The following is a 26,554-nucleotide window of genomic DNA, read 5'->3' as shown; positions in this document are numbered from 1 at the left end:
TCAGAAAGGCAGGTACCCGGTCATGCGATTCCACGACCGCCGGGAAGCCGGTCAGGAACTTGCCGTCCGCCTTGTGGAACGGGCGTCCGACGGCGACCTCCCCAATCTTGTCGTACTCGCGCTGCCCCGGGGCGGTGTTCCCGTGGCCGCCCAGGTCGCCCGGGCGCTCGGGGCACCACTGGATGTGCTGGTCGTACGGAAGATCGGCCTTCCCGGCCGGCCGGAGACGGGCATCGGCGCAATCGTGGGCGACGACCCTCCGCTGTTCGACCGGCGGGCACTCGACATGCTCGGCCTGGACGAGGACCGCCTCCTTCCGGATGTGGCCCGCGAACGCACCGAACTGCACCGTCGCGCACTGCTGTATCGGGGCGACCAGTCACCGCCCGAGGTCGAGGACCGGACAGTGATCCTCGTCGACGACGGACTGGCCACCGGGGCCACCGCCCGCGCCGCCCTGCGCCACCTGCGCCGTCTGCATACCGCCCGACTGATCCTCGCCGTCCCTGTCTGCGCTCCCGAGACCGCGGCCGACATGAGGTCGGAAGCCGATGACGTCGTCTGCCTGCACCAGCCGTCGGACTTCCGGGCGGTCGGCCACTGGTACGACGACTTCGAGCAGGTGAGTGATGACGAGGTCATCGAAGCTCTCCACGAGCACGATGCCTCGATGCACCAGGGCTGAGGGGCGGAGCCGGAAGCAGCTCCATGAACGCCCGGTATCCACCCGCCACCAGAGATCGTGCCCCGACTCCACCGGAAACCGCGCCCGATCGCGAGCCGCAGCCGTGACCGTTCCACAGCCACCCGGGCGGCGTCCGAGCAGCGACCGGGACACGGCCCCGACCCGGCCCGGGCCGCGAGCCGGCGTATCGGGTCGGACCGCGACTGCGGTTCGTGCCAGGGGAAAGTGTGTGCCCGGCATCTCGACGCGCTGTCCGTCTGGCATCGGTCCGGCCCCTTGACGAGCCGGCGGAGAGTGCCGATCCGGTCGTCACCGCTCCGGATGACCAGCAGTGCCCTGCGAAGTCGGGCCGCCGAGTCCTCCAGCGCGTCGTTGAAGCGAACAGGGATGAATGCGGACCGTGTGCACGAGTCGCCGCCCACCCGTCCGACGCCATTCCGGGCGGCCTGTGCCGTGAGTCCAGTCGCCGGCGGGGCAGTAGCCGCACCCGTCCGCGGGCCACCGCCCGGGCGTGTTTCCGGCCCGTCGCGTGATCCGGGGCGGGCGGTGAGTCGTGAGCGGGGTTCAGTCCCTCGCTCCATCGGCCAGGAAGGCGTTCAGGCTGTCGAGGAGCATGGTGCTGCCCTGCTCGGCCATGTCGCGATCCTCTGCGGTGTCGCAGGTCTGGCGGAGCACGATCTGCGTGTGGTGGTCGTCCTGCTCGTCGAGTTCCATGGTCATGACCGCGGGCGCGGGCTTGCCGGGTACGTCCATGCCGATCACCAGGAGGCGGTTCTCGACGACCTCGAGATAGGAGCCGGCCAGCGGGAACCGTCCGCCGTCGGGCGTGACCGTCATGGCCTTCCACGCTCCGCCCGGCCGGACGTCCATCTCGACGGAGCCGGCAGCGGCGTAGGCCCACTGGGCGTACTGCTCGGGGGTGGTCCACGCACGCCACGCCTTCACGGCGGGGGCGTCCAGCTTTCGAGTCAGCTTGTAGGAGAAGCCGCCGGTCGGGGTGGTCTGCTCGGTGCTCATCTTTTCGTCTCCTGGTCTCATGCTGCCCGGGACTGTCGCACCTGTAGACGCCCGCGGGCGCGGAGATTCATCGGTCTGCTGGAACTTTCTCGCGCGGCCGTACCGGTGCGGCACGGACTCGGCGAAGGAGCGGGGAGGCGCAAGCCCGGTCTTTGCACCGACAGCTCTCCACCACCCACGGGACCGTCCGAGGACCTCGGGCCTGACCCACGTCGAGCCTCGTTCGTAGTCCTTCTGGAGTAGGCCGGGCGCGTACCGCCGATCGGTGGTCGGACGCTGCCGGGGGCGTATTTCACTGCACGTGCGAACGCGCTGTTCGATATGTTCTACCGATGCGGAAGATCGGGGAGCTCGAAGACCTGCCGGGGCTGGTCCGTGACGTGCTGGGACCGGGCTGCCGTGTGGTCGCGGTGGACCGGTTGCGCGGGGGCAGCAAGAAGGGGGTGTACCGGGTCCGAGTCGATGGAAGCCCGCTGACGAGTGTGATCGTCTATAGCTGGGCCGAGGAGGAGAACTTCTGGCCGGGCTGGAACGAAGCCGATGTCAGGGATCCGTTCGCCCCCGCCTCAGGCCTGGCCCCGTTCCTCACCGCCCAGCGGAGTCTGGACAGCCTGGGCGTAAGGGCTCCGCGGGTCCTCCTGTCGGACGGCAGTCGGCAGCGGTACCCGGCGGACGTGGCCGTGGTCGAGGACATCTCCGTCGGCACGCTCGAAGAGCTCTTCGAGAGCGATCCCGCTCGCGCGACTGCGGCTTTGGACGACCTGGCCGCGATGACGGACGTCATGCACCGGCACCTTGCCCCGAAGTACGGTCGGATGGATCTGCTGGAACAGGGCGGCACGGCAACCGGAGTCTCCTGCGAGCAACTGGTTCTCGGCCGGGCCTTGCACGATCTCGAAGAGGCCTCGGGCAGAGACCGCAGGATCGCCGCAGCGGACGGTCACTTGCGCGACCGCCTTCACGACTTGGCCGTACGGGTGTCCCCCCGAGCAGAATACGGACTGATCCACGGAGAACTGGGCCCCGACCACGTCCTGGTCGACGCCGACGGTCACGCGGTGCTGATCGACATCGAGGGCCTCATGCACTTCGACATCGAGTGGGAGCACGTCTTCCTCCGGCTCCGCTTCGGCAAGCACTATCCCGCCCTGTCCCGGCCCGGCCTCGATCCACAACGACTGAACCTTTACATGCTCGCGATGCGCCTGTCCCTGGTCGCCGGCCCGTTGCGCCTGCTCGACGGCGACTTTCCCGACCGGGCCTCCATGCACGGGATCGCCGAGCACAACCTGAAGGAGGCCCTGGCCCTCCTCCCGTAGCGGACAGGACCGTCACCGCTTCCGGACAAGGTCCATGAACGCGGCTTGATGACCCACGTCAAGCCGCGCCCACAAACCTTTGGCAGCAGCTTGAAGCAAGACCCGCCTACAGGCGGCCGTCCGGTCCCACGCAGGACTCGCACGCATCACAGAGAATCAGTTCGATCGGCCGGGTTTCGCGCAGCGTTCCAGCGTTGCCGCAGCGCTCGCAGACGTGCTCGCCGGCGGCCGTGAACTCGGCCACCAGCGCGTCGAGCCTGACCGCCTCGTCGGACGTCCAGTTTCCACCCCGCTTCCACGGCCGAGGAAATGCCTGGAAGGCCAGGGCCGCCCACTTCTGCTTCACCGCCAGAAGCTCGTACTCGGGAAACACCGCGACGACCGCCTCATGGCACCGCAGTACAAGGGCCCGCCACCCGGGACCCACATCGAATTCGAACGAGGGGTCACGGAGGTGGCGTCTGAGCGGTTCCAGTTCAGCAGCATGCGTTGGCACAGGACGGCTGCTCATCTCTTCGATCCCTTCGTGTCGAACGCCCGCACCCGTACGGGATCTAGGTGGAGTTCGTACGGGCCCATGCAGTCGGCAGCGAGGGGGGCGACGAGGACACCGCAGCCACAGGCCATGTTGCGGCCCCCGCTGCCGAACGGGTCGCAGCAACCCCCGTGCGTGCCGCCCTGATCCAGCAGCCGCAGAGCGGGTACGTCTTGGGGATGCACGACGACGCTGTTCCTCGGGCCGGCCGGGGTCCAATCGGTCAGCTCGGGCGGCATGAGCAGTCGGTGCGGATGGTGCGACCGAGGTTCGTCGGTCGGTGGGATGAACGGTGCGCCCCACGGCTCGGGATCAACAGCACAGTGCCCTCGCGGCACGCTGGAGGGGGCCAGACGCGTCTCCTTGTCCCGATCCTTGTCACGGCCCGAGACGTCCGGCACGGGGGCAGCTCCACCAAGTCCGGGGTGAGTTCGACTCCGCACTTCGCACAGTAGAAGGAGGCTCCACGGCTTCCGTCGGCCACGCATCCGATGGGAGAGACGAGCCGACATCCACGAAGCCTTCCTCGAACTCGCCTGCTGCCTGATCACCCCCGACAACTCAGTGCATTGTGCTAGCCCTCTTTGATCACCGTGAACTCTCAGTTCGGAGGAGTGCCACACTCCGTGAAGTATGCAAGCCGGCTTCGGTTCCGATCAAGTGATGGCGATCCGTGCCAGACCCCACAGAATGATCAGATCGAGCGCCATCACACTGATCGACCACAGAGGGTAGTAAGGGATGAACATGAACTGGGTCACCAGACTGATCGAGGCGGTCGTCACCCCGGCCGCGCGGCCCCAGCTCATGGCCCGCAGCACTCCCACGCCCACAATCACCAGCGCAACGCCTACGACGAGATGGATCCAGCCCCAGCTGGTGAGGTCGAACCGGTACTCGTAGTATCGCGGCACGCCAAAAAGACGATCCTTGGCAATGCCAGCAATGCCCTGAAGGATGCTCAGCACTCCGCTGAGGAGGAGCAGCACACCGAAGTACCTCATCGGTCCGGCTGGCTGGCCATCGTTTCGGGCGCCTCTGGTCTCCTGCCGTGCTTCGTGAGGCATGTCCACCATGACCTGTTGACCCTTCGTCTTGGCGCGGTCGTCACCGCACCTCACGACGCGGGCGGGAGGCGGGCGCATCCGTCACGGTCACAGCGTCACCCGGAAGTAGTCGCGCGGCGAGCACACTGGGGCATATGGGTCTACTCCGGCGCCCCGCATCCGTCGGCGAGCAGGTCAGAGCGACACGTTCGGTAGCGCGCATTGCCACAAGGTGGCCCTAGCTCTCCGTGATGGTGGCGACCCTCGTGGAGGCTGAGGCCAAAACCCTCGCGGGATCAACGCCGCTGAGAAGGGCGACTCTGTGGGCACGACAGGCCGGACAGCGTTGGAGACCTTTCACATGGCTGGTCCGAACGCTGTCACGCGGAAGCCCCTACTTCGCCGGCCATGACCTCGGGAGGGTTGGGAAGCACTGACGCGAGGTTGTCCCGCACGAAGTCCGCCGCCCTCGAGATCGATTCCTCGACACCGGCCCGGTCCTGGAAGACGCTGGTCGAGACCACCACCCCGTCCCCGGCATCGATCCAGTAGTAGGCCACGAAGCCGGAGACCTGGCGCAGGAGCGGCACGAACCCCTCTTTCACGAGACGTACCGCCTCGGCCGGATCGGTCACCCCTTCGTATCGCCGGACCGCTGCGTACATTCCCAAGCTCCTCACGGCATTCTGTGTTCGTCCTCTGCTGAGACGTCGTACCCCTGCGACAGCTGCCTGGCCCATGAGACGTCCGGCCATCACCCGAAGGGCAGCCTTGGGTGATCCGAACGGCGGCCGCCGGCCCGGACGCAAGGCCCTCCGCAGGTGCGCCACGGGACAGCCTCGACGTGGAGTGGAGCAGCCTGGGCTGGGCGGCTGCCCGCAGCACGGAAGAGACTGTGAACGTGGCTTGATGATCCACGTCAAGCCGTGCTCACAGCCCTTTTCCTCGACGGCACGCCGCAACTCACCCTTCAGTCTCAAGAATCATCCCGCCCGCAGCCAAGCGATCTGCCCAACTGTTCAATGCTTCGAGCCGGGGCGGAGGGCTCGGGCGAAGCCTCGGCGCGATGCCCCCGGGTTCGTCCCGAACGGGTCACCTGACTTGACCCCCGTCCCATTCGGCCCGCAGTAACCCGCGAGGGCTCTCGTCGAGGTGGTCCCGCGCCCCGGCCATCCACAGGAGCGTGCGTCGAGCCCGTGCGGTCCGACGAGAAACACTGCTGTGACGCTGCCGCGCAGGTGGCAACCCAAGCGGATCCGGTCGTGACCCCCGTAACCTTGATCTGGGGCACAGGCCAACCTCGCCGGGGTGATGGAGATGCTCGACCTTTCCTCCGCGCTGTCCGATGTTCCCCCCGTACGGGGCCGGGCGCCATGGCCCCATCACGAATACGTCAAGGGCTGGGGTGTCTTCGGACTCCCCTTCGATTCCGGTCACGTACTCGCCCTGCGTGTCTTTCCGGAGAACTGCTTCGGTCCCTACCGCACGTTGTGGCATCGCGACCCGAACGGCAGTTGGTCGATTCACGTCGACGGGCCACGACTGGACACCGCGTGCCCCAGGTACTACGGCGCTGCCTGCGGCCAAACAGGTCATGCCCGGATCGGGCTCGCGTGGGCGGGCCCTGCCACCCTGCGGGTGACGATGGATTCCCCCTCCCTGGACTGGGCCCTCACCGCCTCCGCGACACGACTCCTCGGTCTTCTCAACGGCGTCAGCGGGGTGCTGCCGCTCGCGACCTGGCGCCCTCGACTCCTGGTGCGGGCTCGCGAGCGTCTGGCCCGTGCGCTGGGAATGGGGGACCTCCAGCTGTCCGGCACGATGCCGAGCGGGCACACCGGAACGCTCATGCCACAGCGGATGTACTTCGTCGACGACTCGCATGCCACATTCGACGGCGTCGACCTCGGGCGTCCGGTCCGGCTGAGGGAGAACCCGCGCATCGGTGACGTGCCCCTGCCGGCCCGCGGCATTCTGGCCATCGGCCAGGCGGTATGGGAGATTCTCGACCCGGCGGAATACGAGCGCACTCGTACCGAGACCGCCCGGGATCTCGCCATACCGGGAGAGGAGAGTCCGTGACGACTGCGAGCGGTCCCCGAACTGCGATCGGCCTGGGGAGTCCAAGATGGCGTCCGCCCAGAGGATCTGTGGGGAAAACGTCTGCCCTACCTGTCCATTCCGAGTGCCTCAGTCACGGAAGGAGTCTGTGAACGTGGCTTGATGACCCCGTCAAGCCACGTTCGCAGTCCTTGTCCCTCAAGGTGGGCGGCGGGATCTCTCGGGAGGGTGGCAGGCTGGGCATCGGCGGCCCGCGGATCAGGCGGCCCTGTCGATCAGATCGAGCAGGCCCGCACGCGTCTTCAGGTGCTCGCAGCGAGGGCCGGCCGATGGCATGAGGAAATTCGCGCGCAGAGCAAAGCGGTTGACCTTCGGGCTGGACATGATGGCCTGGGCCTGCGGTCGTCACGGGGTGGCTGGGAAGCTGAGGGAGGCATGAATGCGGGTTGTATTCGTCCATGGCGCGTGCGCGCAGGATGCCGACTGGTGGTGGAACCGGATGGTGGAGCCACTCGCCGCCCTGGGGCTGGAGAGCCGCAGTGTGGAACTGCCCAGCTGCGGCGAGCGGGCGGGCGCCACGTACGGGGCGGATCTGTACGCCGACGCCGACGCGGTGCGGTCCGTGCTGGACCAGGAGCCTGGGCACCTCGCCTTGCTGTGCGGGCACTCCTACGGCGGGATGGTGATCACCGACGCCGCCGCGGGCAGGGACGACGTCACCCACCTCCTCTACATCACCGCGGTCGTGCCGGACCGCGGTGAATCCCTCGCCTCCCTGGCCGGACCTGACCCCGCCCCCTGGGTCGTCCCGCGGGATGACGGCACGGTCGTCCCGAATACGGCGGTCGACCTGCGGGGCGCCTTCCTGCACGACTGCGACGAGGAGGCCGAGGCGGGCGCCTTCCGGCGGTTGGGACCGCAGTCACAGGCGGTCTTCGCTCAGGCTCCGCGCGGCATCGCCTGGCACAAGACCCCCTCGACGTACGTCGTCTGTACCGGGGACCGGGCCACGTCGCCGGCGAAGCAGCGGGAGTTCGCCCGGCGGGCGTCCGGTGTGATCGACCTGCCGACCGGCCACCATCCGTTTCTGTCCCACCCGGGGCTACTGGCCGACCTGATCGGTGAGGTCGCCCGCGGGGTCGGAGAGTAGATCCGCTTGGGGTCCGCATCCTGCCAGGACCATGGATGGGGCTGTGAAAGCGGCTTGATGACCCAAGTCAAGCCTTGCTCACAGATCTTTCCCGCGAGGTAGCGGAGCCTGGGCACAGGGTTTCGTGATGTCTGTCCCATTCCGGCGGGCGCACCGTGTCGAGGTGAATGAGGTGTTCGGCCTCGTCAGTACCAGCGGACTTGGCCGGCTGCCCCATGGCCCGTGCGGGCGGCGTGGCGGAGGACGCCGAGCGGGCCGTCAAGAAGTTCGTCCGCGTTGTGGTCGGGGTCGTCACCCAAGCCGGTCATCCACGCGTGGATTCGCTCGATCGCGTCACGACGTGGGGTTCCGGTCAGGACGAGGGTCTCCTCGACCGCGGGCAGCTGATCGCGGACTTGCTCGGCATCAAGAAGGAAGTCCCCGAACCGGCCTGGCAGCCGCAGCGTCGCCTCGGGGCCCAGCGCGTAAGCCAAGGCGGAGAACGGGTCGGCCTTGCGCGCCGTGGTCACGAACAAGCCCTCCTCAGCAGCGGGGGGAAACTGATCCATGACCGTGTCACGCAACTCCTGCGCGTGGTCAGAGTCGTCGCGGCAGGCGTCGAAGAACGCGCTGAGCCGGAGGGCGTCCTCGTCGGCGCTCCAATCGCCGGGAGAACTCGTCGACGGAGTGAACATGGACGCCTGCGCCTTGCTTCGCCACCAAGCCAGTTCCCCAGGCACATCACAGTGCACCGGTGCCGGCGCCGAGTTCTGAACCGAAGCGCTCAGCACACTCCGTACCTCCTGTTCAGGCACTGCGCCGACGATCCACACACCTGTGACGCTCAACTCCGCCTCCTTCTGCTCTTCCACCCGAACTCGGGCGTGTCTCAGCCGTCGGCGTGACGGTCGTCCGTACTGCGGGTCCACAGGGAGAGGTCGCTGCTTGTCGCTACGGCGATCGTCTGGCCGGAGGGGGAGAAGCCGGCTGCACGGAATGTGGAGTAGTTCGAGTGGAAGATGTGCCACCACTCCTCTCCGTGCGGACCCGCATGGGGGAGCCCGCCGTCGATTGACAGCAGGACCCGCTCGTTCGGCCAGGCCGGGGTGACGACTTCCAGGGTCCAGCCGTCTTCGGTGGTGGTGTGCAGCCCTCCGCCGAAGAGCCCGGCGATGTGTACGCGGCTTCCGGTGATCGGCCCCAGTCCAGGGCAGGACAGGTCGGCGACTGCGTCGGGGGTGCTGTCCTCAAGAGCGGGGTCGCGGTCCCTGGCGATCTTCTCGCCGGTGACGGCGTCGAAGAGACCGTGCCCGTCGTGCGAGACAACCATCACCAGATCGTGGCCTGTATCGGGGTTCGTCGCGAAGCCGATCCCGAGCAGTCCGCCGACAGGAACGCCGTACTCTTAGGCGAAGACGGGCCGCCAGGGTTCGGGCGCGGGCACCACAGGAGCCGCGAGAAGCCGGTCCCGCATCGCCCGCTGGTAGTCCGAGAGTTCCGACTCATGCTCGGACTGCCCGACCGGGGGCGTCTCCTTCGTCCACTTCATCACCAGACCATGGTCCAGCCTCGACAGGCCAGCCCTGAAGGTGACCCCGGCCCACCGCCCAGCCACAGGCTCTTGCGGTCTGTGAACGCTGCTTGATGACCCATGTCAAGCCGCGCTCACAGACCAGTCGACCGAGATCGTCACGAAGGCTGGGGGACGCCGCGGTCCGCACCTCAAGCGGCACTCGGAGTGTCTCTGTCATCGACCTTTAATAGTGACGTGCGCCGTACAGACCAGGGCAGTTAGGGTGCGCCGTCATGGGCACGGACATCTACGGCGGGATCGAGTTTCGTCATTCTTACGCCGGCACCGATGACTACGACGCCGAGCCATGGGTGACTGCCATGGATCTGTGGCCGTTGTACGACGAGACCGACTACACGGCCTTCGGTCTTCTCTTCGGAGTGCGCAACTACGCGGGCTTTCCGCCGCTTGCGCCCGGTCGTGGTCTTCCCGTGGACCTGTCGAGCGGTATGCGCTCGCAGTTGGGCTCCTGGATTGAGCGGGACGAGATGGACGGGGCGAGCTGGGTCAGCTGGCGGGAGCTCGCTTCCCTCGCTCCCGCGACCGGACCTGAGCACTTTGTCGGCCACGTGACGTGGCACAAGAAGTCGCTGCCGTCGACACTGCATCGCCAGCCGGTATCCCATCAGTGGCCGTCGGAGTTCTTGTCCCTGGTGGGCGTGCCACCTCGCGAGTGTCACAACGCTTCAAAACGTGTTGAGTGGACCACCGGCGATTTGGTCTGCGCCTACGAACCGCTGACCGCGGGCGCTGCCTTGGGTTCGGAGACTCACTGGCCGCACGTCTTCGCTGTGATGAAGGCTCTGGCCGGCCGCTTCGGTGACGACGGAGTCCGCTTGGTCGTGGCGTTCGACTGACAGCGCAGTACCCGTAGTCTCCCATGGGACAGGGGCCCTCCTGTGGGGCCCTCGGTAGCGGCCGACTCTTCGCCTCCGAGAGCCGAACGAGGCGGTCGACGCCTCTGATGAGGCGCGAACCTTGGCCACCTGCTCCTCCGCCCCGTTGAGGTCTGTGAACGTGGCATGGTGATCCACGTCATCCGGTTCCGTTGCCACACTGACGGGAAACGGCCTTCTCCGGCTGTCGGCAGACCGATCCCCGGCGCGTACGCCTGGTGGACGGTGACTGTGGAGTCCGTGTACGGGGCGCGGATCCGGTACTTGGGTTCTGCCACGGGACAAGGTGGACACTTTTTCGCGCACGCCATCGAATTACCGCGGCGGGAGGCCGCCGAGCCTGTGGTGGCAGAGGAAGGTGGCGGTGATGCCGACGAAGGCGAGGAAGCGTGTGGCCAGGTGTCCGCGGCTCGGTGTGGTGGCCGTCTGTTGGGGCGAGTACCAGGCGTCCAGCAGAATGACCGGATGACTTCCCCTTCCGGAATCGGTGCAGGTATCGACAGCGAGACGAACCGGATTCGTCTTTCGGCGGCTGTGGCCGCGCTGGCGACCGTTGGCGCGGGGCTGGGTCTCCGGGCCGTGGCAGCGGGAGACGTGGCCAAGTACGGCGGGGACGCCCTGTACACCCTGCTGATTTTCGCCCTCGTCATCCTGGCGGCACCGCGGTTGACAGCATGGAAAGCTGGCGCACTTGCGCTGGCCGTCAGTTGGGGGGTCGAGTTCTTGCAGCTCAGTGGGCTGCCGGCGGAGCTCTCCGGGCACAGCGCTGCTGCCCGTTTGATCCTCGGTTCCACCTTCAACGCGCCGGACCTGTTCTGGTACGCGGTCGGCGCGCTGGTCGGAGGGCTTGTCGTAGCCTCTCGAAGGGCGGGACGGGGACGGGCATCTTCATCGCTGTGAGCGATCGTTCGCGGTGATAGTCGGCGTGGCCAGTGGCCCGTGGCTTGTGCGGGCAGGTCCCTCCCAGCTCTCCACCCGACGTGATCTCCCGGTGCTGCTTCGGTGGTGACGTCAACGGGGCAGAGGCGAAAAGCAGTAGGTCACAGCTCTGGCCGAATGAGTTGTCGTACCACTCGACGGTGGTGCCGATCGGGCTCGCGGCGACGATGCGCTTGAGAAGTTCCCGAGGGCGCGGGTGCGGACGGTCGATCAGGCGTCCGGGTTGTACGGCGATAGACGCATTGACCGCGCATCTGCGGGCCGGTTGCATGAAGGTGATCCCTGGCCGCAGGACCGGGGGAGACGTGTCGACCGGGGGGAAGAATGCGTCTTGGGTGGAGAGCGGCTGCCGTTGCCGCTGTGGCAGTGGTGTGCGCAGCCGTGCAGACGACGCCCGCAGGGGCGTTGGAACTGAAGCCGGGTACGGATTACGTGAACGTCACGTCCGACGAGGTGATGGGGAACGAACGAAGCCAGTACGCCGCGATCAGCGCCAACGGCCGTTATGTGGCTTTCTGGTCACGCGCCTCGAATCTGGCGCCCGGCGACACCGACAACGTCCACGACGTCTACGTGAAGGACCTGCGGACCGGGAGGGTGCACTGGGCCAGCAACCTGACCGACGGTATGGACGAGGGAGCACCGTACATCGCCCCGTCCATCAGCGCCGACGGCATGCGGGTGGTCTTCCCGACGCTGGACAGCACCCAGGCCTATGTGTACGACGTGCGCACGGGGCGTACCGAACTGGTCAGTGACGGCGCCTACGCCCGATTCAGCAACGTGAACGCGCCGAACATCAGTGGCAACGGAAGGTACGTGACCTTCACGGCCCGGCCGGTGGAGGACACGGGAGGCCGCTCTCTCATCCGCCTGCGCGACCTCGGGCGGGGTGCGGGCGAGTGGCTCGACGTCCCCTCTGCCGGCGAGGAGCGATGGGTCGCGACGCCGTCTCTGAGCCATGACGGCCGGCACATCGCCTACCTGGCGTCGGGTCCCGGGACGGACGGAGCAGAGGGCAGTGGGACGCACGTCTACGCACTCGACCGGCGCACGGACAAGCGGATGCGGGTCGACCCCGAGTGCGCGGACGATCCGGCCGAGTACGGGGTCAGCGACCCGGTGATGAGTCCGGACGGCCGCCACGTCGTGTTCCGCTTCAAGTGCCGTACCTTGCGACCCGGAGGCACCAACGACACCGGTGACGTCTTCCTCAAGGATCTGAGGAGCGGAACGCTGCGCCACATTTTGGGCCCGAAGCCGCAGTTCGCCACGCACACCGGCCGTCTGAGCGCGGACGGCCGTCACATCGTCTTCGTGGCAGCGGAGGAGAGGGAGCCTCGCGGCCCGCTCCAGGTGATCTATCTGCTGGACCTGCGCACCGGCCGCACGGACATGGTCACCGCCCGGCCCGACGGCACCGTCAATCAGAGGCCGGCGTCCGACCCGACTCTCGACGCGCACGGACGCGCGGTGGCGTACGACGCGGTACCGCGTGACCTGCTGGGGGAGTCGTCCACCGGCGGTGACCGACAGGTCTTCGTCACGCGTCCGCGCTGACGGAGACTGCCGGTGCCCCGCCGAGCCGCGTGATCCTCCAGCGCGCGGAAGCCGTGCCGGCCCGGGACGATGGCCACCGGTGGGCGTCGCGTATCGGCGGGAGCCGGAAAGATCTCGGGCGTCGATGTCGAGGAACCGCGGCCGGCTCCGTCCCCGCAGTGAACGCGACCGGAAGAGGTCGCACCAGCACCGAGGAGAAACACGATGGCCAAGTACCTGCTCCTGAAGCACTACCGGGGCGCCCCGGCCGCGGTCAACGACGTGCCCATGGACCGGTGGACGCCGGAGGAGATCTCGGCCCACGTGCAGTACATGAACGACTTCGCCGCCCGGCTCGAGAAGACCGGCGAGTTCGTCGACGGCCAGGCGCTCGCCCCCGAGGGGACGTTCGTCCGGTACGACGGCGAGGGCCGCCCGCCGGTCACCGACGGCCCGTTCGCCGAGACGAAGGACCTCATCGCCGGCTGGATGGTGATCGACGTCGACAACTACGAGCGCGCCGTCGAGCTGGCCGGGGAACTGTCGGCCGCCCCCGGGGCGGGCGGGAAGCCGATTCACGAATGGCTCGAGGTACGCCCGTTCCTGACCGCACCGCCCACCATCACGGAATGACATGACGGAATGACATGACGAAACGGCAGGCCGGAATCGATGACGGAAACGGGACCGGAATGACGTCTGGAGTGAACGAGGTCCTGCTCCGGAGCCTCACGCCGAGCGTGCTCGGGATCCTCGTCCGCCGCGGAGCGGACTTCGCTGCGGCCGAGGACGCCCTGCAGGACGCGCTGGTCGAGGCGGTCCGCGTCTGGCCTGCCGCCCCACCGCACGACCCGAAGGGCTGGCTGGTCACCGTGGCCTGGCGCCGGTTCCTCGACGCGACCCGGGCGGACACCGCCCGCCGCCGGCGCGAGGAGCGCGTCGACGAGGAGCCGCCGCCCGGACCCGCGCCCTCGGCGGACGACACGCTCCAGCTCTACTTCCTGTGCGCCCACCCGTCGCTGACGCCGTCGTCCGCGGTCGCGCTCACGCTGCGCGCCATCGGTGGGCTCACCACCCGCCAGATAGCCCAGGCCTATCTGGTGCCCGAGGCGACCATGGCGCAGCGCATCAGCCGGGCCAAGCGCACCGTCTCCGGCAATGGGGCCTCCCCTGCTCATGGGGGTCCCCCAGCTCGAGCGAAGCCGAGAGTGGGGGAGAAGCCGAGAGCTCGGGGAAGGTTCGACCGGCCCGGCGATGTCGCCACCGTGCTGCGCGTCCTCTACCTGGTCTTCAACGAGGGCTACTCCGGCGACGTCGACCTCGCCGCCGAGGCCATCCGGCTCACCCGGCAGCTCGCGGCCGCGATCGACCACCCCGAGGTGGCGGGGCTGCTCGCCCTCATGCTGCTCCACCACGCCCGGCGCGCCGCCCGGACCGCGCCCGACGGCAGCCTGGTACCGCTCGCCGAGCAGGACCGCGGCCGGTGGGACACCGCGTCGATCGCCGAGGGCGTCGGGATCCTGCAGGCCGCCCTCGCCCGCGACCGGCTGGGCGAGTTCCAGGCCCAGGCCGCCATCGCGGCGCTCCACGCCGACGCCCCCACCGCCGAGGAGACCGACTGGGTGCAGATCGTCGAGTGGTACGACGAGCTCGCGCGCCTGACCGACAGCCCGGTCGTCCGGCTCAACCGCGCGGTGGCCGTCGGTGAGGCCGACGGACCGCGCGCGGGCCTGGCGGCGCTCGCGGCGCTGGACGACTCACTGCCCCGCCACACCGCGGTGTCCGCGTACCTCCACGAACGCGACGGCGACCCGGCGACGGCGGCACGGCTGTACGCCGAGGCGGCCCAAAGGGCGTCCAACCTCGCCGAACGCGACCACCTGACACGCCAGGCCGCCCGGCTCCACGCCCGCCGGGGGCACTGACGGACCGCGCTCGGACCGCGCTCGGACGGCGGGACTGCACGCAGGGTTCTTCTCCCGCTTCACGGCGAATCGATATATAGATCGAATCGGTGTTACGGTCCTTGGTGGCCTGCCTCACCGTCGAGGCCCGCGCCTCCTCAGCTCGTCCCGCAGGTTCGCCCCGTCTCGGGCGGTCGCCGCACTCTCCGAGAGTCACGAACCATGGAACTCCGTACGTCCCCCACCGCTTCCTTGCCGGATTCAGCGGTCTCGCGCGACGAGACGGTGCCGGCACGGCACGACTCGGCAGGGACGCGCCGCGCCCGTCACCGCAACAGAACCCCGTAGCGGGACCCGTACCGCCTCGACCCCCACGCTTCCCGCTCCGCGCGGTCACGCAGACCGTCCGCGAAATGGGTCCGGCAGGCCGTCCAGAAACGTACGGTCGATGCTCGACGCGACCGGCCCGCCGCTGTTCGGGCCACCGGACCGGCGACGCCCCTCGGGGCCGGGCCCGGTATCGTCCCCCCGCTCCCGGCTCCTTGTCTTCGAAAGGTTTTTCGCACCATGCCGCTGGCTCTGCTGGCCCTGGCTGTCGTCGCGTTCGGCATAGGCACGACCGAGTTCGCCACGATGGGGCTGCTGCCCCAGATCGCCGACGGGGTCGGCGTGTCCGTGCCGCACGCCGGCAACCTCGTCTCCGCCTACGCGCTCGGTGTCGTCGTCGGCGCGCCCCTGCTGACGGGCATCGGTGCGCGCATCCCCCACAAGCGGCTGCTGCTGCTCCTGTCGGGACTGTTCGTGGTCGGCAACGCGGCGTCCGCGCTCGCTCCCGACTTCGGTCTGCTCTTCGCCGCGCGGTTCCTGGCGGGCCTGCCGCACGGAGCGCTGTTCGGCGTGGGCGCCGTCGTCGCCTCACGACTGGTCGCCCCGGGGCGTGCGGCGCGTGCCGTTTCGAAGATGTTCCTCGGCCTCACCGTCGCCAACATCGTCGGAGTCCCGGCCAGCACGGCCCTCGGGCAGCAGCTGGGCTGGCGGTCCGCCTACTGGGCGGTCACCGCCATCGGACTCGTCGCCCTCCTCATGCTGGCCTGCTTCGTCCCCCACCAGCCACGGGGCCGGCAGTCCGGCATCCGGACCGAGCTGCGGGCCATGGGCAACAGGCAGGTCGCGATCGGCATGGCCGTCGCCGTGGTCGGCTTCGGCGGGTTCTTCGCCGTCTACAGCTACCTGGTGCCGATGCTGACGAACCTGACGGGCATGTCCGACTCATCGACCACTCTGGTCCTCGCGCTCTACGGCGTCGGCATGACGCTCGGCACGTTGATCGCCGGCCCGCTCACGGACCGTGCCCTGCGGCCGACGCTGTACGCGGGCCTGGCTTTGCTCGCCGTGGCACTGGTGACGTTCTACTTCACCGTGCACAGCCTCGTGCCCGCCCTGGTGACGATCACCGTGATCGGTGCGATGGGCTCTCTCATCACCACGCCCGTCCAGATGCTGCTCATGGCCAAGGCCAAGAACGCTCCGACGATGGCGGCGGCCTCCAACCACTCCGCGTTCAACCTGGCCAACGCGGGCGGGGCATGGATCGGCGGCCTGGTCATCTCGGCCGGCTGGGGCTGGGCCGCGCCCAGCCTGGCCGGTGCGGCTCTTGCCCTGGCCGGCCTCGGCCTGGCCTTCACGGGTGGCCTGATGGACCGGGGCGACCGACGCTCCGAGGTGATCATGGAAGGGTCGGCCGTGCACGAGCAGGAGACGCGTACGGTCACGTGACGACCTGAGAAGAGGGCGAACCGGGGCCGGGCCCGTCAGGAGCGCGGGTGGGCCCGGCCCCGGTGTCCGGGCACCGGTACCCGAGGTGGAGGCGGCCTGCCGGGCATGCCGCAGCCCTGCTGGACGGCTGCGGCACGCCCGGCCTCGCCCGCGGTCTGCCGCCGTTGGCGCTGCTGGGCCCGCGTCTGCGGCACGTCCTGCCCCTGGACTTCGAGGGGACCGTCGGCCGGGACCGTACGCTCCCTGGATCCGACCTCTCGTGCTGATCGAACAGGTCCGCCGTGCCGAGGCGCCGAGGCCCTGCGCGAGGCCCTCGACCCGCCGCGCGATCTCCTCCAGGAAGTCCTGTGGTGCCTCACCGCCCGGGCGGCCCTCCCCCTCGGCGACCGGGACAGCATGCGAGGCGCCCACACCGCGCTCACTCCCGCAGCCGGCGAACCGGCCGGTGCGGGCAACGGGCTCCTCACCCTCGGCCGGTGCCGGAGCACCTGACCGGCCTCGCGGCCGCCCTCGGCCGGGCTTGACAGTCCTCCTCTGCGGCGGCGGGCCGGCGGGCCGTTCCCGCCGTCCGTCCGTCGGCAGGCGATCGCCGGGAGGACCGTCAGGACCAGGCACATGCGCAACAGGACATGCTGCGTTCCGGGCATACGGTCGTCGTGCGGGTCCCTTACCGGGTCATCCAGGACGTGATGCCCCCCGGCGACCGTCGTCCCGGCCGGCCTCGGCGTGCAGGGCCATGAGCGTGTGCTGTACGGACGGCCGTCGTTCCGCGCTGTCGGCACGCAGTGCGCGGGACAGGCCCAGCGCCGCGGTGCGGACGGCGGGGGCGAGCTGCGCCGGCTGGAAACGGGCGCGCGGTACGGCGACGGACAGAGCGGCGACCGCCGTACCGCTGCCGTCGAAGACGGGAGCGGCGATGCAGCTCACTCCGAGGGCGGCCTCCTGCTCCTCGTACGCCAGACCGGAGACGTGTGCCTGCTCGATGGCGGTCCGCAGCCGGTCGGGGTCGGAGGTCGAGTAGCGGGTGAGCTGCGGCAGGGGAGTCTCGCCCAGCACCGTGTCCACCAGCTCGGGGCTGGAGAAGGCCAGCAGTGCCTTGCCCACGCCGGTGCAGCTCAGCGGGAGTCGCCCGCCCACCCGTGAGGGCAGCGGCAGCCGGTCGTGGCCGTGGATGCGCTCCAGATAGACCACCTCCCGCCCTTCGCGCACGCCGAGGTGCACCGTCTCGTGGGTGGCTTCGTAGAGATCCTGGAGGAAGGGCAGGGCCGTCTCCCGCAGGCCGTGCCGGCGCGGAACCAGACTGCCCAGTTCGAAGAGCCGGCCGCCGAGACGGTAGGCGTTGCCCTCCTTCTCCATCAGCTTGAGGCGGACCAGGTCCGCGGTCAGCCGGTGCACCGTGGCCTTCGGCAGCCCCGTACGGTCCGAGAGTTCCGTGAGCCGGAACGAGCCGCCGACGCTGTCGAAGCAATTCAGGATGGATACCGCTTTGTCCAGCATGTTGCCCTGGTCATTGTTCCGTGTCACGGAACAATGATTGTCAGAGTTGCGCCCCCCTGTCTATACCGGAACCTCAGCACCCGCCGGACTCCGGTCCCGAACCTCCCGAACCTCCGGAACCACCCTTCCGACGCACCCCCGAGGGCAACATGACCACGCCTCCCCTGTACGACCCGCCGCCCGGTTCCATCCTGAAGGCGGCCGACATCCTGAAGCAGGCCGCGCAAACAGGCGTGACATGTCCGCCTGTGCGCACGCTTCTCGGCGCCGGCGACCTCGGCACCGCCTACGAGGTGCAGCGTCTCAACGTGCGGCGCAGCCTCACCGACGGCCGCAGGATCGTGGGCCGCAAGATCGGCCTCACCTCGCCGGCCGTGCAGAAGCAACTCGGGGTCGACCAGCCGGACTTCGGGGCCCTGCTGTCCGACATGGCCGTCCCCGACGGCGGAACGGTCCCTGCCGGGAGGCTGCTCCAACCCAAGGTCGAGGCCGAAGTGGCACTCGTCCTCGGCGCCGATCTCCCCTTCGTCGGGCCCACGGTCGCCGACGTACTGCGCGCGGTGGACTTCGCCCTGCCCGCTCTGGAGATCGTCGACAGCCGCATCAGCGGCTGGGACATCTCCATCGTCGACACGGTCTGCGACAACGCCTCCTCGGGCCTCTTCGTTCTCGGCGGCACCCCTGTGCCGCTGACCGCGGTGAACCTGAGGGACGTGCGGATGACGCTGCTGCGCAACGAGGAGGAGGTGTCCAGCGGCTCGGGGCGCGACTGCCTGGGCGGCCCGCTTAACGCCGCCGTCTGGCTGGCGGACGTACTCGCCTCCGCCGGAGATCCGCTGCGCGCGGGGGACATCGTCCTCACCGGTGCCCTGGGACCCATGGTCGTGGCCGCTCCCGGCGACCGCTTCGACGCCCACATCACCGGGCTCGGCTCCGTACAGGTCTCGTTCGCACCGGACACCACCGACACCCCGGACACCCCGGACGAGGGAGTACAGCAGTGACGAGCACGGCCTCCACGACGAGCACGGCCCCCGCACGGCGGACCAAAGTAGCGGTCATCGGCTCCGGCAACATCGGCACCGATCTGATGATCAAGGTGCTGCGGCTCTCCGAGAGCCTGGAGATCACCGCCATGGCGGGCATCGACCCGGACTCCGACGGCCTGGCACGCGCGCGCCGCCTCAAGGTCGCCACCACCCACGAAGGGGTGGAGGGGCTGGTGAGGATGGACGAGTTCGCCGACATCGACATCGTCTTCGACGCCACCTCGGCCGGGGCCCACCGCCACCACGAGGACGTCCTGCGCCCCCTGGGCCGCACACTCGTCGACCTCACCCCCGCCGCACTGGGCCCCTACGTGGTGCCGCCGGTCAACGGCGCAGCCCACCTCGACGCCGCCAACGTCAACATGGTCACCTGCGGCGGCCAGGCCACCATTCCCGTCGTCGCGGCGGTGGGGGCGGTCACGCCCGTGCACTACGGCGAGATCGTCGCGTCCATCGCGTCCCGCTCGGCCGGGCCGGGCACCCGGGCCAACATCGACGAGTTCACCGAGACCACGTCGTCCGCCATCGAACAGGTCGGCGGCGCGGCCCGCGGCAAGGCCATCATCATCCTCAACCCCGCCGAACCCGCGCTCATCATGCGCGACACCGTCCACTGCCTGGTGGGCGAGTGCGACGACACCGCGGTGAAGAACTCGGTCGAGGAGATGGTCGCCCGGGTCCAGGGCTACGTCCCCGGCTACCGCCTCAAGCAGGCCGTGCAGTTCGACCGGGTCGCCGCCGACGACCCGCTGCGTTCCCTCCTCCCCGCCGGCTCCCGCACCCCGGACGCGACACGGGTGTCGGTGTTCCTCGAGGTCGAGGGCGCCGCCCACTACCTGCCGTCCTACGCCGGCAACCTCGACATCATGACCTCGGCCGCGCTGCGTACCGCGGAGCGCATGGCCGCCCACCACACGTCGGAGGTGGTCTCCCGATGACCGCACAGCAGCAGCCCGCCCTGTACGTGCAGGACGTGACACTGCGGGACGGCATGCACGCCGTCCGCCATCGCTACACCGTCGACCAGGCCCGCGCCATCGCCGCCGAGCTGGACGCGGCCGGCGTGGCCGCGATCGAGATCGCCCACGGTGACGGCCTGGCCGGCTCCAGCATCAACTACGGTGTCGGCGCCCACACCGACTGGGAGTGGATCGAAGCGGTGGCCGGCGCCACGCGGCACGCCATACCCACGACGCTCCTGCTGCCCGGCATCGGCACCGTCCACGACCTCAAGCGGGCCCACTCCCTGGGGATCCGCTCCGTGCGGATCGCCACGCACTGCACCGAGGCGGACATCTCCGCCCAGCACATCGCGGCGGCGCGCGAGCTGGGTATGGACGTCGCGGGGTTCCTGATGATGTCCCACATGGCCGAGCCGGCCGAACTCGCCCGCCAGGCCAAGCTCATGGAGTCCTACGGAGCCCACTGCGTCTACGTCACCGACTCCGGTGGCCGCCTCACCATGGACGGGGTCCGTGACCGCGTCAGGGCCTACCGCGACGTCCTCGACCCGGCCACCGGACTCGGCATCCACGCCCACCACAACCTCGCCCTCGGCGTGGCCAACACCGTGGTCGCCGTCGAGAACGGTGTCACCCGCGTCGACGCCTCGCTCGCGGGTCAGGGCGCGGGGGCGGGCAACTGCCCGCTGGAGGCGTTCATCGCGGTCGCCGACCTCATGGGCTGGGACCACGGCTGCGACCTGTTCCCCCTCATGGACGCGGCCGACGATCTCGTACGGCCGCTGCAGGACCGCACGGTGCAGGTCGACCGGGAGACGCTGACGCTCGGCTACGCGGGCGTGTACTCCAGCTTCCTGCGCCATGCCGAACGGGCCTCCGAGCGCTACGGCATCGACACCCGCGCGATCCTCGTCGAGGTCGGGCGCCGCAAGATGGTCGGCGGTCAGGAGGACATGATCACCGACATCGCTCTCGACCTCGTGGCGCAGGCCCCGGCGGGCTGACCCGCAGGCCTGGCCGGCCGGCCCGGGGCGGGTGCGGCGGCGCACCCGCCCCGCCCCGGGCCGGGCCGCGGGGCGCGCCGGGCAGACGGGCGATCAGCCTTTGGCGGCACCGGACGGCGAACCGTCGGCGAACTCGGCCGCATCCCGCACCGCCGCGCCTGGAGCCCGGCGTCCGTCGCCGACGAGCGGGCCGTCACCGCCGCCCTGGAACGCACCGGCCTGACCGACCGGGCCACCCAGTCGTGGCACACCCTCTCCGGCGGCGAACGCCAGCGGGCCCAGATCGCCCGCGCCCTCGCCCAGGAACCGCGCGAACTGCTGCTGGACGAGCCGACCAACCACCTCGACATCCAGCACCAGCTGGACCTGCTCGACCTGATCGCCGGTCTGCCGGTCTGCCGGTCACCACGGTGATCGCGCTGCACGACCTCAACCTCGCCGCGATGTAGTGCGACCGGCTCCTCGTCCTGCGCGACGGCCGCACCGTGGCCGAGGGCCACCCCGCCGACGTGCTCACCCCCGCCCTCATCGAGGAGGTCCACGGCGTCCGCGCCGGGGTGACGCGGCATCCCGGCCACCCGGTCATCTGCTTCCTGCGCGGGTCCGACACCACGACGGCCTCGAGCCCGCCCTCCTGAAGGATTCCGGCCGGGAAAGGCGGGGGACGGCGGTGCGCACGCGGGGGGCGAACCCCCGACGGGACGTTCTTTCGCTCTGTCCGTTCCTGATCGGTTGGGTTCCGTTGTTTTTCCGAAAAGACAACTCGTCCTCCGTGTGGGGCGAATTCAAGGAATATGCGGAGGTAATTCCTTGTGCCGCGCTACCGTTGGCCGCCGCCGTGGTGTTCATGGCCGCGGCATCGGGGTGGGGGGACAAGTGCGAAGAAACATGAAGACGATTCTGTTCGTTCACGGAACGGGAGTTCGGTCGAAGCGTGAGCGGGAAGCGCTCGACAGGATCGGGGACGGTTTCCGGAAAGTACTGCCGGACGCCGTGGTGGAGACGTGCTCCTGGGGCGACGTCCTCGGTGTGACCCCGGCGGACGAGACCGGCGCGCCGGACGGCGCAGTACCTGCCTGGGCCCCCGACGGACACGGAGTGGCCTGGTCGGATGCGGAACGGGCGGTATGGGCCCGGCTGTACGACGACCCGCTCTACGAGATCCGGACGGCGGTCCTGGCGGCACCCGGCGACGCGTCCGCCACCTCACCGAGGGCACTGGACCTGCTGAGGACGCGTATCGGTGCCATGCCGGACGATCCCGAAGTCGGGGAATTGATCCCGGCAGGCGAACCCGGCGAGCAATTCCGTGCAGCCGTCACGGAATTGCTGCGTGCCCAGGAATTCGTCGCGGCCCTCCCCCTTCTCGCCGCAAGGGCGTCGCACGACCTGGTCGCACGGTCCGTCACCGCCGCGTACATCAGGTTCCGGGAACGGGACTCAGGCCCCGTTCTCGTGTCCGCCGAGGAACGCGACACACTGTGGCGTGCCATGGAGAGGCGTCTGGGCGGGGCCGCCCTCGGCGTCGGCGACAGGGCCCGGGCCGTCGCCTGGACCACGGCGCAGCACATGGCCCGTCCGGTGGTCCGGCGCCACCGGGACGCCCTGCTGACCCGTGCCACACCGGCGCTCGGCGACATCCTGCTCTACCAGGCCAGGGGCGAGCCCTTGCGGACCTATCTGGCCGAGCGGGTGCGGGAGATCGACGGGCCCGTGGTCCTGCTCGGCCACAGCCTCGGCGGAATCGCCTGCTTCGAGAGCCTGGTCGCCCACGCACTGCCCCAGGTACGGCTGCTGGTGACCGTGGGCAGCCAAGTGCCTTACCTGTACGGCCTGGACGCACTGGCGACGCACCGCCTCGACGCCCCCCTGCCGGATCATTTCCGGGCCCGCTGGGTCAACGTCGTCGACAAGGAGGACCTCCTGGCCTTCCCCGCGGACGACCACTTCGCCGGCCGGGTCACGGATGTCGAGGTCGACACCCGTGAGCCGTTCCCCCGGGCGCACGGCGCCTACTGGACCACACCGCGCGTCTACGACGCGGTCCGCACCGCCGTCGAGGGGTGCTGACCGATGGTCGTACGCGCTCTGGTGGTGTGCCCGGAGACGTACGAGGGTTCGTCGCTGCGACCCATGCCCGGCTCCCTGGCCTCCGGCGTCCGCTTCGCGTCCTGGCTGGTGAACCACGTCGACGAGCCGTGCTCCCTCACCTTCCTGACCAACACCGACCACCTGTCCGGCCCGCCGTCCGGGCCCCCGGCCCACGCGCCGTCCGCCCCGCCCTCCGAACCCCCGCCCGACCCGCCGTCCGGCCGACCGTCCGCCGAACCACTGACCGAGCTGTTGCCGGCGCGACTGCGGGCGGCCACCGCGGACACCGGACGGACCGACGTGCGAACCGACCTGGCATCGGCCGACCTCCTTCCGATCGGCGAGTTCTTCAGCCCGGCCGGCTCCAGCCCCGTGGGGGAACTCGGGGAGGACGACGCCTTCGTCCTCTACTGGATCGGGCACGGCGGGATCAACCGGGAGAACGGCAACCACCTGCTGTACCTTCCGCACAACGGGCGCCTCGCGCTCGAGGACCTGACGCGCGGGATGGCAGGTCCGCGCAGACCCGGGCGTCAACTGTTCGTCATCGACGCCTGCCGGGAGGCGGACACCGCCCGGCCCGGCGACGGCGGTGGCGGCCAGACCCTGACCATCGCCGCCGGTGCCGTCCCGCACCCGGACTGGCTGGGCCTGGTGCTCTACGGCGCCCGCCACGGCGAGCAGGCCCTCTTCGACGAGGGCCGGGGCGGAGTGTTCACCGACCGGCTCCTGGACGCGCTGGAGACACTGCCGTCCGCCGGCCGGCTGGATCTGGAACGGATCGAGCAGACCGCGGTCGCCCTCGCGGCCCGCTTCCGCGCGGCCTACCGGCAAGGGGATCCCGAGTACGGCCAGATCCCCACCCACTACTGGCTCAGCCACCGGGGTGACCTGCTGGTGGACCGCGACTTTCTGCCGGGTGCGGCGGTCACCGTCACCCAGGCCGAGACGCTGCACCGGACGGTGAGCCGGGCCTGCCTGACTCCGGCGGAGGAGAGCGAGGTGTGGGAGTGGCTGCACCGCTACGGCCCGCGTCTCGCCGACGACGACCTGACCCTGCCGCAGACAGCCGTGCGGGTGACGGAACTGCCCCACCGCGCGGACGGCAGCCACTGCATCACCGACCTCTGCGTCGTCCTCGCCCGCATCGGGCGGCTGCGGGACGGCATCCACCGGTGGTACGCGTCCTGGGCCACGGACAAAGGCCTTCCACCGCTGGCCGACGTGTCCGTCGCGCCCACGCCCGTGCGGCGGCGCGGGCACCTGGTCATAGACCTGGAACGGGAGGACGAGCTCGGCCACGGCGAGACGTCCGCCGAGCGGGGTGAGCCGCAGAGCACCGAGGGACCGCGCTACCGCGCCAAGGCGTGGTTCTACACAGGACACCAGCGCCGGCCGATCAGACTGCCGAGGCAGAGCTGGCGCAAGGAGGAGTTCCCCAGCCTCGTCAAGCTGATCTACGGCAAGGCCCACACCAAGGTCCAGTCCGCGCTCGACGGAGCCTGGGTGGAGTTCATCGTCGACCGGGACCTGTTCGGTCACCGCTTCGACGCACTGCCGAGGTTCTCGGTACCCAGCGGGAAGGCGCCGCTGCTGGGGGACGGCGGGCCGGTGGTGCTGCGCGACGGCTGGCGCCACCACGGAGGCCCGCAGACGCTGAGCTGGCAGCGGAGGGCCTCCCTCCTGGACTCCGTCCCCGCGGCACGACTGCAGTGGACCGACTGTGCCTCTTCCTGCGGAACCGGGGAAGCGGAGTTCGAACAGCACGCCCGCACCGTGGAGACCGCCTTCACCCTGAACGCGGTCATCGGCACCGAGACGGACACCACGGGCAACGGAACCAACGGCGCCAGGAGCGCGTCGGCTCCGGCGGGAGCCAACGGCGGCGCGAACGGTGCGGCGGACCCGTGCGCCGGCATCGTGCTCTCCCGCCCCCTGGCCGACCGGGCGCACGCCGATCTCGTCGGCACGGCCCTCAACAACGGTGCCCTGCTGGCCATATGGCCGGCCCGGTCCCCGGCCGACGACTGCCGGCGCGGCGGTGACGACGGCGCGGTCTGCGACGGCGCGCTGGTACGGGAGAGCCTGATGCGCAGACTCGACGGCCGTCCCCTGCACGACCTGCCCGAGATCGTCTTCGACCTGCGCAGAACGGGCGGCACCGAGGCCGAAGTGTTCCGGGACATGGTCGTGCTCTTCGACGACCCGCGTCGTTCTCCTCTGGTCCGCGGGCCCCTGAACCCGCCCTGACGGGAGGAACGGCCCCCACCGGGAGGGGGACCGCGAGGACTGCGGGCCCCGCATGGACAGATGTTCACAAGGACGGACGTACGGAAGGGACGAGCAATGACGGAAGGGCCGGTCGCCGCCCCGGCGGTTCCCGACTGGTGGGTCTACCGCGGACACCGGGGCGAGCCCCGCACCCGGGAGGGCGCGCTCCCGGGCATTCCCGACCCACCGCCCTGGCGCTCCTTCGGACTGCACGCGCTGGTGCCCCCCGAGGAGGAGGCCGCGCTGCGCGCGCGGGACCCCCTGCACAGCAGTCTCCCGGTGCCGCCGCCCGGGACCGGGGGAGCGGGATCGTGGGACGAGCAGGCGGCGGTCGCCTATCGCGGAGACCGGAACGCGCACGATCTCGTGAACGCCGCGATCCAACTCCGCCGGCCCCTGCTGGTCACCGGCCCGCCCGGAACCGGAAAGACGACCCTGGCCGCCTCCATCGCCCGGGAGCTGGCCCTGGGCCCCGTCCTGCGGTGGGGCATCACCAGCAGGTCCACCCTGCGCGAAGGGCTCTACGACTACGACGTCCTGGGCCGTCTGCACGACATGAACCTGCGCAAGAACGTGCCACCGCAGCAGAGGAGGCACCGGGGGGAGAAGGACCACCGGGACAGCGGAACCCACAAGGGCGCCGGGACCCCTCGGGAGACCGGACGGCACGAGGACGGCGACCGGCACGAGGACATCGGGAAGTACGTCAGGCTCGGCGCGCTGGGCGACGCGCTGCTGCCCCGGCGCAGGCCCCGCGTGCTGCTGATCGACGAGATCGACAAGAGCGACGTGGACCTGCCCAACGACCTGCTGCACGTCTTCGAGACCGGCGGCTACGAGATCCCCGAGCTGCGCCGGGTCGCCGAGTCGCCGGTCCGTGTGCTCAGCTGGGACGGCAACGAGCGGGTGCCCGTGCACGACGGCCGCGTCCGGTGCGCGCAGTTCCCCCTCGTGATCCTCACCAGCAACGGCGACCGGGAGTTTCCGCCGGCCTTCCGCCGCCGCTGTCTCTTCCTCACCCTCAAACCCCCCGAGGGAGAGCGTCTGCACGACATCCTCCGCGCGCACGTCCCCGAGATGAAGGACCTCTCCCAGGTCGCGGACGTCCTGAAGGAGTACAAAGGGCTGACCGCCGAGGGCCGCCAGCTCTCACCCGACCAGTTGATCAACGCCGTACGCCTCAGGCTCACGGCCCAGTTGGGGCCGGACGACCTGGAGACGATCACGAACGCGGTGTTCCACTCGCTCTCCGGGGCGTGAC

The 26,554-nt window shown here is 69.8% G+C and carries 25 protein-coding genes and 2 pseudogenes; 17 read left to right on the top strand and 10 right to left on the bottom strand.

From position 1 onward, the window contains the following. Positions 1–22 precede the first annotated feature (22 nt). Positions 23–685, top strand: coding sequence for a phosphoribosyltransferase (locus tag OHB56_RS06240; protein ID WP_406352089.1), 663 nt, complete (start codon positions 23–25; stop codon positions 683–685). 564 nt (positions 686–1,249) lie between these two features. Here the strand turns inward: OHB56_RS06240 and OHB56_RS06235 are convergent. Beyond that, positions 1,250–1,702 (bottom strand): SRPBCC domain-containing protein, encoded by a 453-nt coding sequence (locus tag OHB56_RS06235; protein ID WP_406352087.1) that lies wholly within the window; start codon positions 1,700–1,702, stop codon positions 1,250–1,252. A 332-nt stretch (positions 1,703–2,034) separates the two neighbouring features. Here OHB56_RS06235 and OHB56_RS06230 point away from each other — a divergent pair, with 332 nt between their 5' ends. Next, entirely contained in the window at positions 2,035–3,021 is a 987-nt protein-coding gene (locus OHB56_RS06230; RefSeq protein ID WP_406352085.1) for a phosphotransferase, read from the top strand. 106 nt (positions 3,022–3,127) lie between these two features. On the opposite strand, the gene OHB56_RS06225 is transcribed toward OHB56_RS06230, so the two are convergent. The 4 genes from OHB56_RS06225 to OHB56_RS06210 all read right to left on the bottom strand — a co-directional run bounded on the left by OHB56_RS06225 (position 3,128) and on the right by OHB56_RS06210 (position 5,267). Then, complete coding sequence (locus tag OHB56_RS06225; RefSeq protein ID WP_326751345.1) at positions 3,128–3,532, bottom strand: hypothetical protein; 405 nt, start codon at positions 3,530–3,532, stop codon at positions 3,128–3,130. Continuing rightward, positions 3,529–3,741, bottom strand: a complete 213-nt coding sequence (locus OHB56_RS06220) for a hypothetical protein (RefSeq protein WP_326751344.1) — start codon at positions 3,739–3,741, stop codon at positions 3,529–3,531. The genes OHB56_RS06225 and OHB56_RS06220 overlap by 4 nt, the downstream gene beginning before the upstream one ends. A 471-nt stretch (positions 3,742–4,212) precedes the next feature. Then, a complete protein-coding gene (locus tag OHB56_RS06215) occupies positions 4,213–4,545 on the bottom strand; it encodes a hypothetical protein (RefSeq protein ID WP_326751343.1) in 333 nt (110 codons plus the stop codon). Positions 4,546–4,982: 437 nt separating this feature from the next. Next, a complete protein-coding gene (locus tag OHB56_RS06210; RefSeq protein WP_326751342.1) occupies positions 4,983–5,267 on the bottom strand; it encodes a hypothetical protein in 285 nt (94 codons plus the stop codon). A gap of 652 nt (positions 5,268–5,919) precedes the next feature. On the opposite strand from OHB56_RS06210, the gene OHB56_RS06205 reads away from it, so the two are divergent. Continuing rightward, a complete protein-coding gene (locus OHB56_RS06205) occupies positions 5,920–6,684 on the top strand; it encodes a hypothetical protein (protein ID WP_406352082.1) in 765 nt (254 codons plus the stop codon). 237 nt (positions 6,685–6,921) lie between these two features. Here OHB56_RS06205 and OHB56_RS06200 read toward each other — a convergent pair whose 3' ends face one another. Continuing rightward, entirely contained in the window at positions 6,922–7,047 is a 126-nt protein-coding gene (locus OHB56_RS06200) for a hypothetical protein (RefSeq protein WP_326751340.1), read from the bottom strand. Between the two features lie 55 nt (positions 7,048–7,102). Between OHB56_RS06200 and OHB56_RS06195 the strand changes: the two genes are divergently transcribed. Continuing rightward, positions 7,103–7,813 carry an alpha/beta hydrolase gene (locus OHB56_RS06195; protein ID WP_406352080.1) on the top strand — a complete coding sequence of 237 codons (711 nt, stop codon included), beginning with the start codon at positions 7,103–7,105 and terminating at the stop codon, positions 7,811–7,813. Positions 7,814–7,998: 185 nt separating this feature from the next. Here OHB56_RS06195 and OHB56_RS06190 read toward each other — a convergent pair whose 3' ends face one another. Both OHB56_RS06190 and OHB56_RS06185 read right to left on the bottom strand, forming a co-directional pair. Further along, on the bottom strand, positions 7,999–8,664 hold the full coding sequence (locus OHB56_RS06190) for a hypothetical protein (RefSeq protein ID WP_406352078.1): 666 nt from the start codon (positions 8,662–8,664) through the stop codon (positions 7,999–8,001). A 17-nt stretch (positions 8,665–8,681) separates the two neighbouring features. Next, positions 8,682–9,341 (bottom strand): annotated as a pseudogene (locus OHB56_RS06185) (hypothetical protein). 257 nt (positions 9,342–9,598) lie between these two features. Between OHB56_RS06185 and OHB56_RS06180 the strand changes: the two are divergent. Further along, a complete protein-coding gene (locus OHB56_RS06180; RefSeq protein ID WP_406352076.1) occupies positions 9,599–10,222 on the top strand; it encodes a hypothetical protein in 624 nt (207 codons plus the stop codon). Here OHB56_RS06180 and OHB56_RS06175 read toward each other — a convergent pair. Next, positions 10,135–10,572, bottom strand: coding sequence for a DUF4291 family protein (locus tag OHB56_RS06175; RefSeq protein WP_406352074.1), 438 nt, complete (start codon positions 10,570–10,572; stop codon positions 10,135–10,137). The genes OHB56_RS06180 and OHB56_RS06175 overlap by 88 nt on opposite strands. 154 nt (positions 10,573–10,726) lie before the next feature. Here OHB56_RS06175 and OHB56_RS06170 point away from each other — a divergent pair, with 154 nt between their 5' ends. The 5 genes from OHB56_RS06170 to OHB56_RS06150 all read left to right on the top strand — a co-directional run bounded on the left by OHB56_RS06170 (position 10,727) and on the right by OHB56_RS06150 (position 16,419). Continuing rightward, positions 10,727–11,161, top strand: coding sequence for a DUF2809 domain-containing protein (locus OHB56_RS06170; protein ID WP_326751338.1), 435 nt, complete (start codon positions 10,727–10,729; stop codon positions 11,159–11,161). Positions 11,162–11,632: 471 nt separating this feature from the next. Continuing rightward, entirely contained in the window at positions 11,633–12,760 is a 1,128-nt protein-coding gene (locus OHB56_RS06165) for a hypothetical protein (protein ID WP_406352071.1), read from the top strand. 204 nt (positions 12,761–12,964) lie between these two features. Beyond that, positions 12,965–13,372 (top strand): YciI family protein, encoded by a 408-nt coding sequence (locus tag OHB56_RS06160; RefSeq protein ID WP_326751336.1) that lies wholly within the window; start codon positions 12,965–12,967, stop codon positions 13,370–13,372. A 71-nt stretch (positions 13,373–13,443) separates the two neighbouring features. Further along, complete coding sequence (locus OHB56_RS06155) at positions 13,444–14,664, top strand: RNA polymerase sigma factor (protein WP_406358942.1); 1,221 nt, start codon at positions 13,444–13,446, stop codon at positions 14,662–14,664. A gap of 546 nt (positions 14,665–15,210) precedes the next feature. Next, the gene (locus OHB56_RS06150) at positions 15,211–16,419 is read left to right on the top strand and encodes an MFS transporter (RefSeq protein WP_406352069.1); all 1,209 of its coding nucleotides are present in this window, start codon (positions 15,211–15,213) and stop codon (positions 16,417–16,419) included. Between the two features lie 675 nt (positions 16,420–17,094). Here OHB56_RS06150 and OHB56_RS06145 read toward each other — a convergent pair. After that, the gene (locus tag OHB56_RS06145; protein WP_079034571.1) at positions 17,095–17,916 is read right to left on the bottom strand and encodes an IclR family transcriptional regulator; all 822 of its coding nucleotides are present in this window, start codon (positions 17,914–17,916) and stop codon (positions 17,095–17,097) included. Between the two features lie 149 nt (positions 17,917–18,065). Here OHB56_RS06145 and mhpD point away from each other — a divergent pair, with 149 nt between their 5' ends. The 7 genes and pseudogenes from mhpD (at position 18,066) to OHB56_RS06110 (ending at position 26,553) form a co-directional block, all read left to right on the top strand. After that, the gene (gene mhpD, locus OHB56_RS06140; protein ID WP_406352067.1) at positions 18,066–18,920 is read left to right on the top strand and encodes a 2-keto-4-pentenoate hydratase; all 855 of its coding nucleotides are present in this window, start codon (positions 18,066–18,068) and stop codon (positions 18,918–18,920) included. Beyond that, positions 18,917–19,903, top strand: a complete 987-nt coding sequence (locus tag OHB56_RS06135; RefSeq protein ID WP_406352065.1) for an acetaldehyde dehydrogenase (acetylating) — start codon at positions 18,917–18,919, stop codon at positions 19,901–19,903. The genes mhpD and OHB56_RS06135 overlap by 4 nt, the downstream gene beginning before the upstream one ends. Further along, complete coding sequence (gene dmpG / locus OHB56_RS06130) at positions 19,900–20,931, top strand: 4-hydroxy-2-oxovalerate aldolase (protein ID WP_399803450.1); 1,032 nt, start codon at positions 19,900–19,902, stop codon at positions 20,929–20,931. The genes OHB56_RS06135 and dmpG overlap by 4 nt, the downstream gene beginning before the upstream one ends. 117 nt (positions 20,932–21,048) lie before the next feature. Next, positions 21,049–21,569: pseudogene (locus tag OHB56_RS06125) on the top strand (ABC transporter ATP-binding protein); the annotation flags it as partial. 250 nt (positions 21,570–21,819) lie between these two features. Continuing rightward, positions 21,820–23,001 (top strand): hypothetical protein, encoded by a 1,182-nt coding sequence (locus tag OHB56_RS06120; protein WP_406352062.1) that lies wholly within the window; start codon positions 21,820–21,822, stop codon positions 22,999–23,001. Positions 23,002–23,004: 3 nt separating this feature from the next. Continuing rightward, positions 23,005–25,272 (top strand): caspase family protein, encoded by a 2,268-nt coding sequence (locus tag OHB56_RS06115; RefSeq protein WP_406352060.1) that lies wholly within the window; start codon positions 23,005–23,007, stop codon positions 25,270–25,272. 96 nt (positions 25,273–25,368) lie between these two features. Next, the gene (locus tag OHB56_RS06110; protein WP_326751328.1) at positions 25,369–26,553 is read left to right on the top strand and encodes a MoxR family ATPase; all 1,185 of its coding nucleotides are present in this window, start codon (positions 25,369–25,371) and stop codon (positions 26,551–26,553) included. Position 26,554: the final 1 nt, after the last annotated feature.

Source organism: Streptomyces sp. NBC_01635, from assembly GCF_045209715.1.
Classification (GTDB): Bacteria; Actinomycetota; Actinomycetes; order Streptomycetales; family Streptomycetaceae; genus Streptomyces; species Streptomyces hirsutus.
The sequence above is the reverse complement of the archived record's forward strand: the minus strand, read 5'-3'. Positions and strand labels throughout refer to the sequence as shown.

Coding starts and splice junctions, on each gene's coding strand:
- OHB56_RS06210 (WP_326751342.1), bottom strand. CDS start 5,267: ATGTACGCAGCGGTCCGGCGATACGAAGGGGTGACCGATCCGGCCGAG.
- OHB56_RS06160 (WP_326751336.1), top strand. CDS start 12,965: ATGGCCAAGTACCTGCTCCTGAAGCACTACCGGGGCGCCCCGGCCGCG.
- OHB56_RS06240 (WP_406352089.1), top strand. CDS start 23: ATGCGATTCCACGACCGCCGGGAAGCCGGTCAGGAACTTGCCGTCCGC.
- OHB56_RS06195 (WP_406352080.1), top strand. CDS start 7,103: ATGCGGGTTGTATTCGTCCATGGCGCGTGCGCGCAGGATGCCGACTGG.
- OHB56_RS06230 (WP_406352085.1), top strand. CDS start 2,035: ATGCGGAAGATCGGGGAGCTCGAAGACCTGCCGGGGCTGGTCCGTGAC.
- dmpG (WP_399803450.1), top strand. CDS start 19,900: ATGACCGCACAGCAGCAGCCCGCCCTGTACGTGCAGGACGTGACACTG.
- OHB56_RS06205 (WP_406352082.1), top strand. CDS start 5,920: ATGCTCGACCTTTCCTCCGCGCTGTCCGATGTTCCCCCCGTACGGGGC.
- OHB56_RS06145 (WP_079034571.1), bottom strand. CDS start 17,916: ATGCTGGACAAAGCGGTATCCATCCTGAATTGCTTCGACAGCGTCGGC.
- OHB56_RS06225 (WP_326751345.1), bottom strand. CDS start 3,532: ATGAGCAGCCGTCCTGTGCCAACGCATGCTGCTGAACTGGAACCGCTC.
- OHB56_RS06200 (WP_326751340.1), bottom strand. CDS start 7,047: ATGTCCAGCCCGAAGGTCAACCGCTTTGCTCTGCGCGCGAATTTCCTC.
- OHB56_RS06180 (WP_406352076.1), top strand. CDS start 9,599: ATGGGCACGGACATCTACGGCGGGATCGAGTTTCGTCATTCTTACGCC.
- mhpD (WP_406352067.1), top strand. CDS start 18,066: ATGACCACGCCTCCCCTGTACGACCCGCCGCCCGGTTCCATCCTGAAG.
- OHB56_RS06175 (WP_406352074.1), bottom strand. CDS start 10,572: ATGGCGTGCGCGAAAAAGTGTCCACCTTGTCCCGTGGCAGAACCCAAG.
- OHB56_RS06170 (WP_326751338.1), top strand. CDS start 10,727: ATGACTTCCCCTTCCGGAATCGGTGCAGGTATCGACAGCGAGACGAAC.
- OHB56_RS06150 (WP_406352069.1), top strand. CDS start 15,211: ATGCCGCTGGCTCTGCTGGCCCTGGCTGTCGTCGCGTTCGGCATAGGC.
- OHB56_RS06235 (WP_406352087.1), bottom strand. CDS start 1,702: ATGAGCACCGAGCAGACCACCCCGACCGGCGGCTTCTCCTACAAGCTG.
- OHB56_RS06120 (WP_406352062.1), top strand. CDS start 21,820: ATGAAGACGATTCTGTTCGTTCACGGAACGGGAGTTCGGTCGAAGCGT.
- OHB56_RS06115 (WP_406352060.1), top strand. CDS start 23,005: ATGGTCGTACGCGCTCTGGTGGTGTGCCCGGAGACGTACGAGGGTTCG.
- OHB56_RS06110 (WP_326751328.1), top strand. CDS start 25,369: ATGACGGAAGGGCCGGTCGCCGCCCCGGCGGTTCCCGACTGGTGGGTC.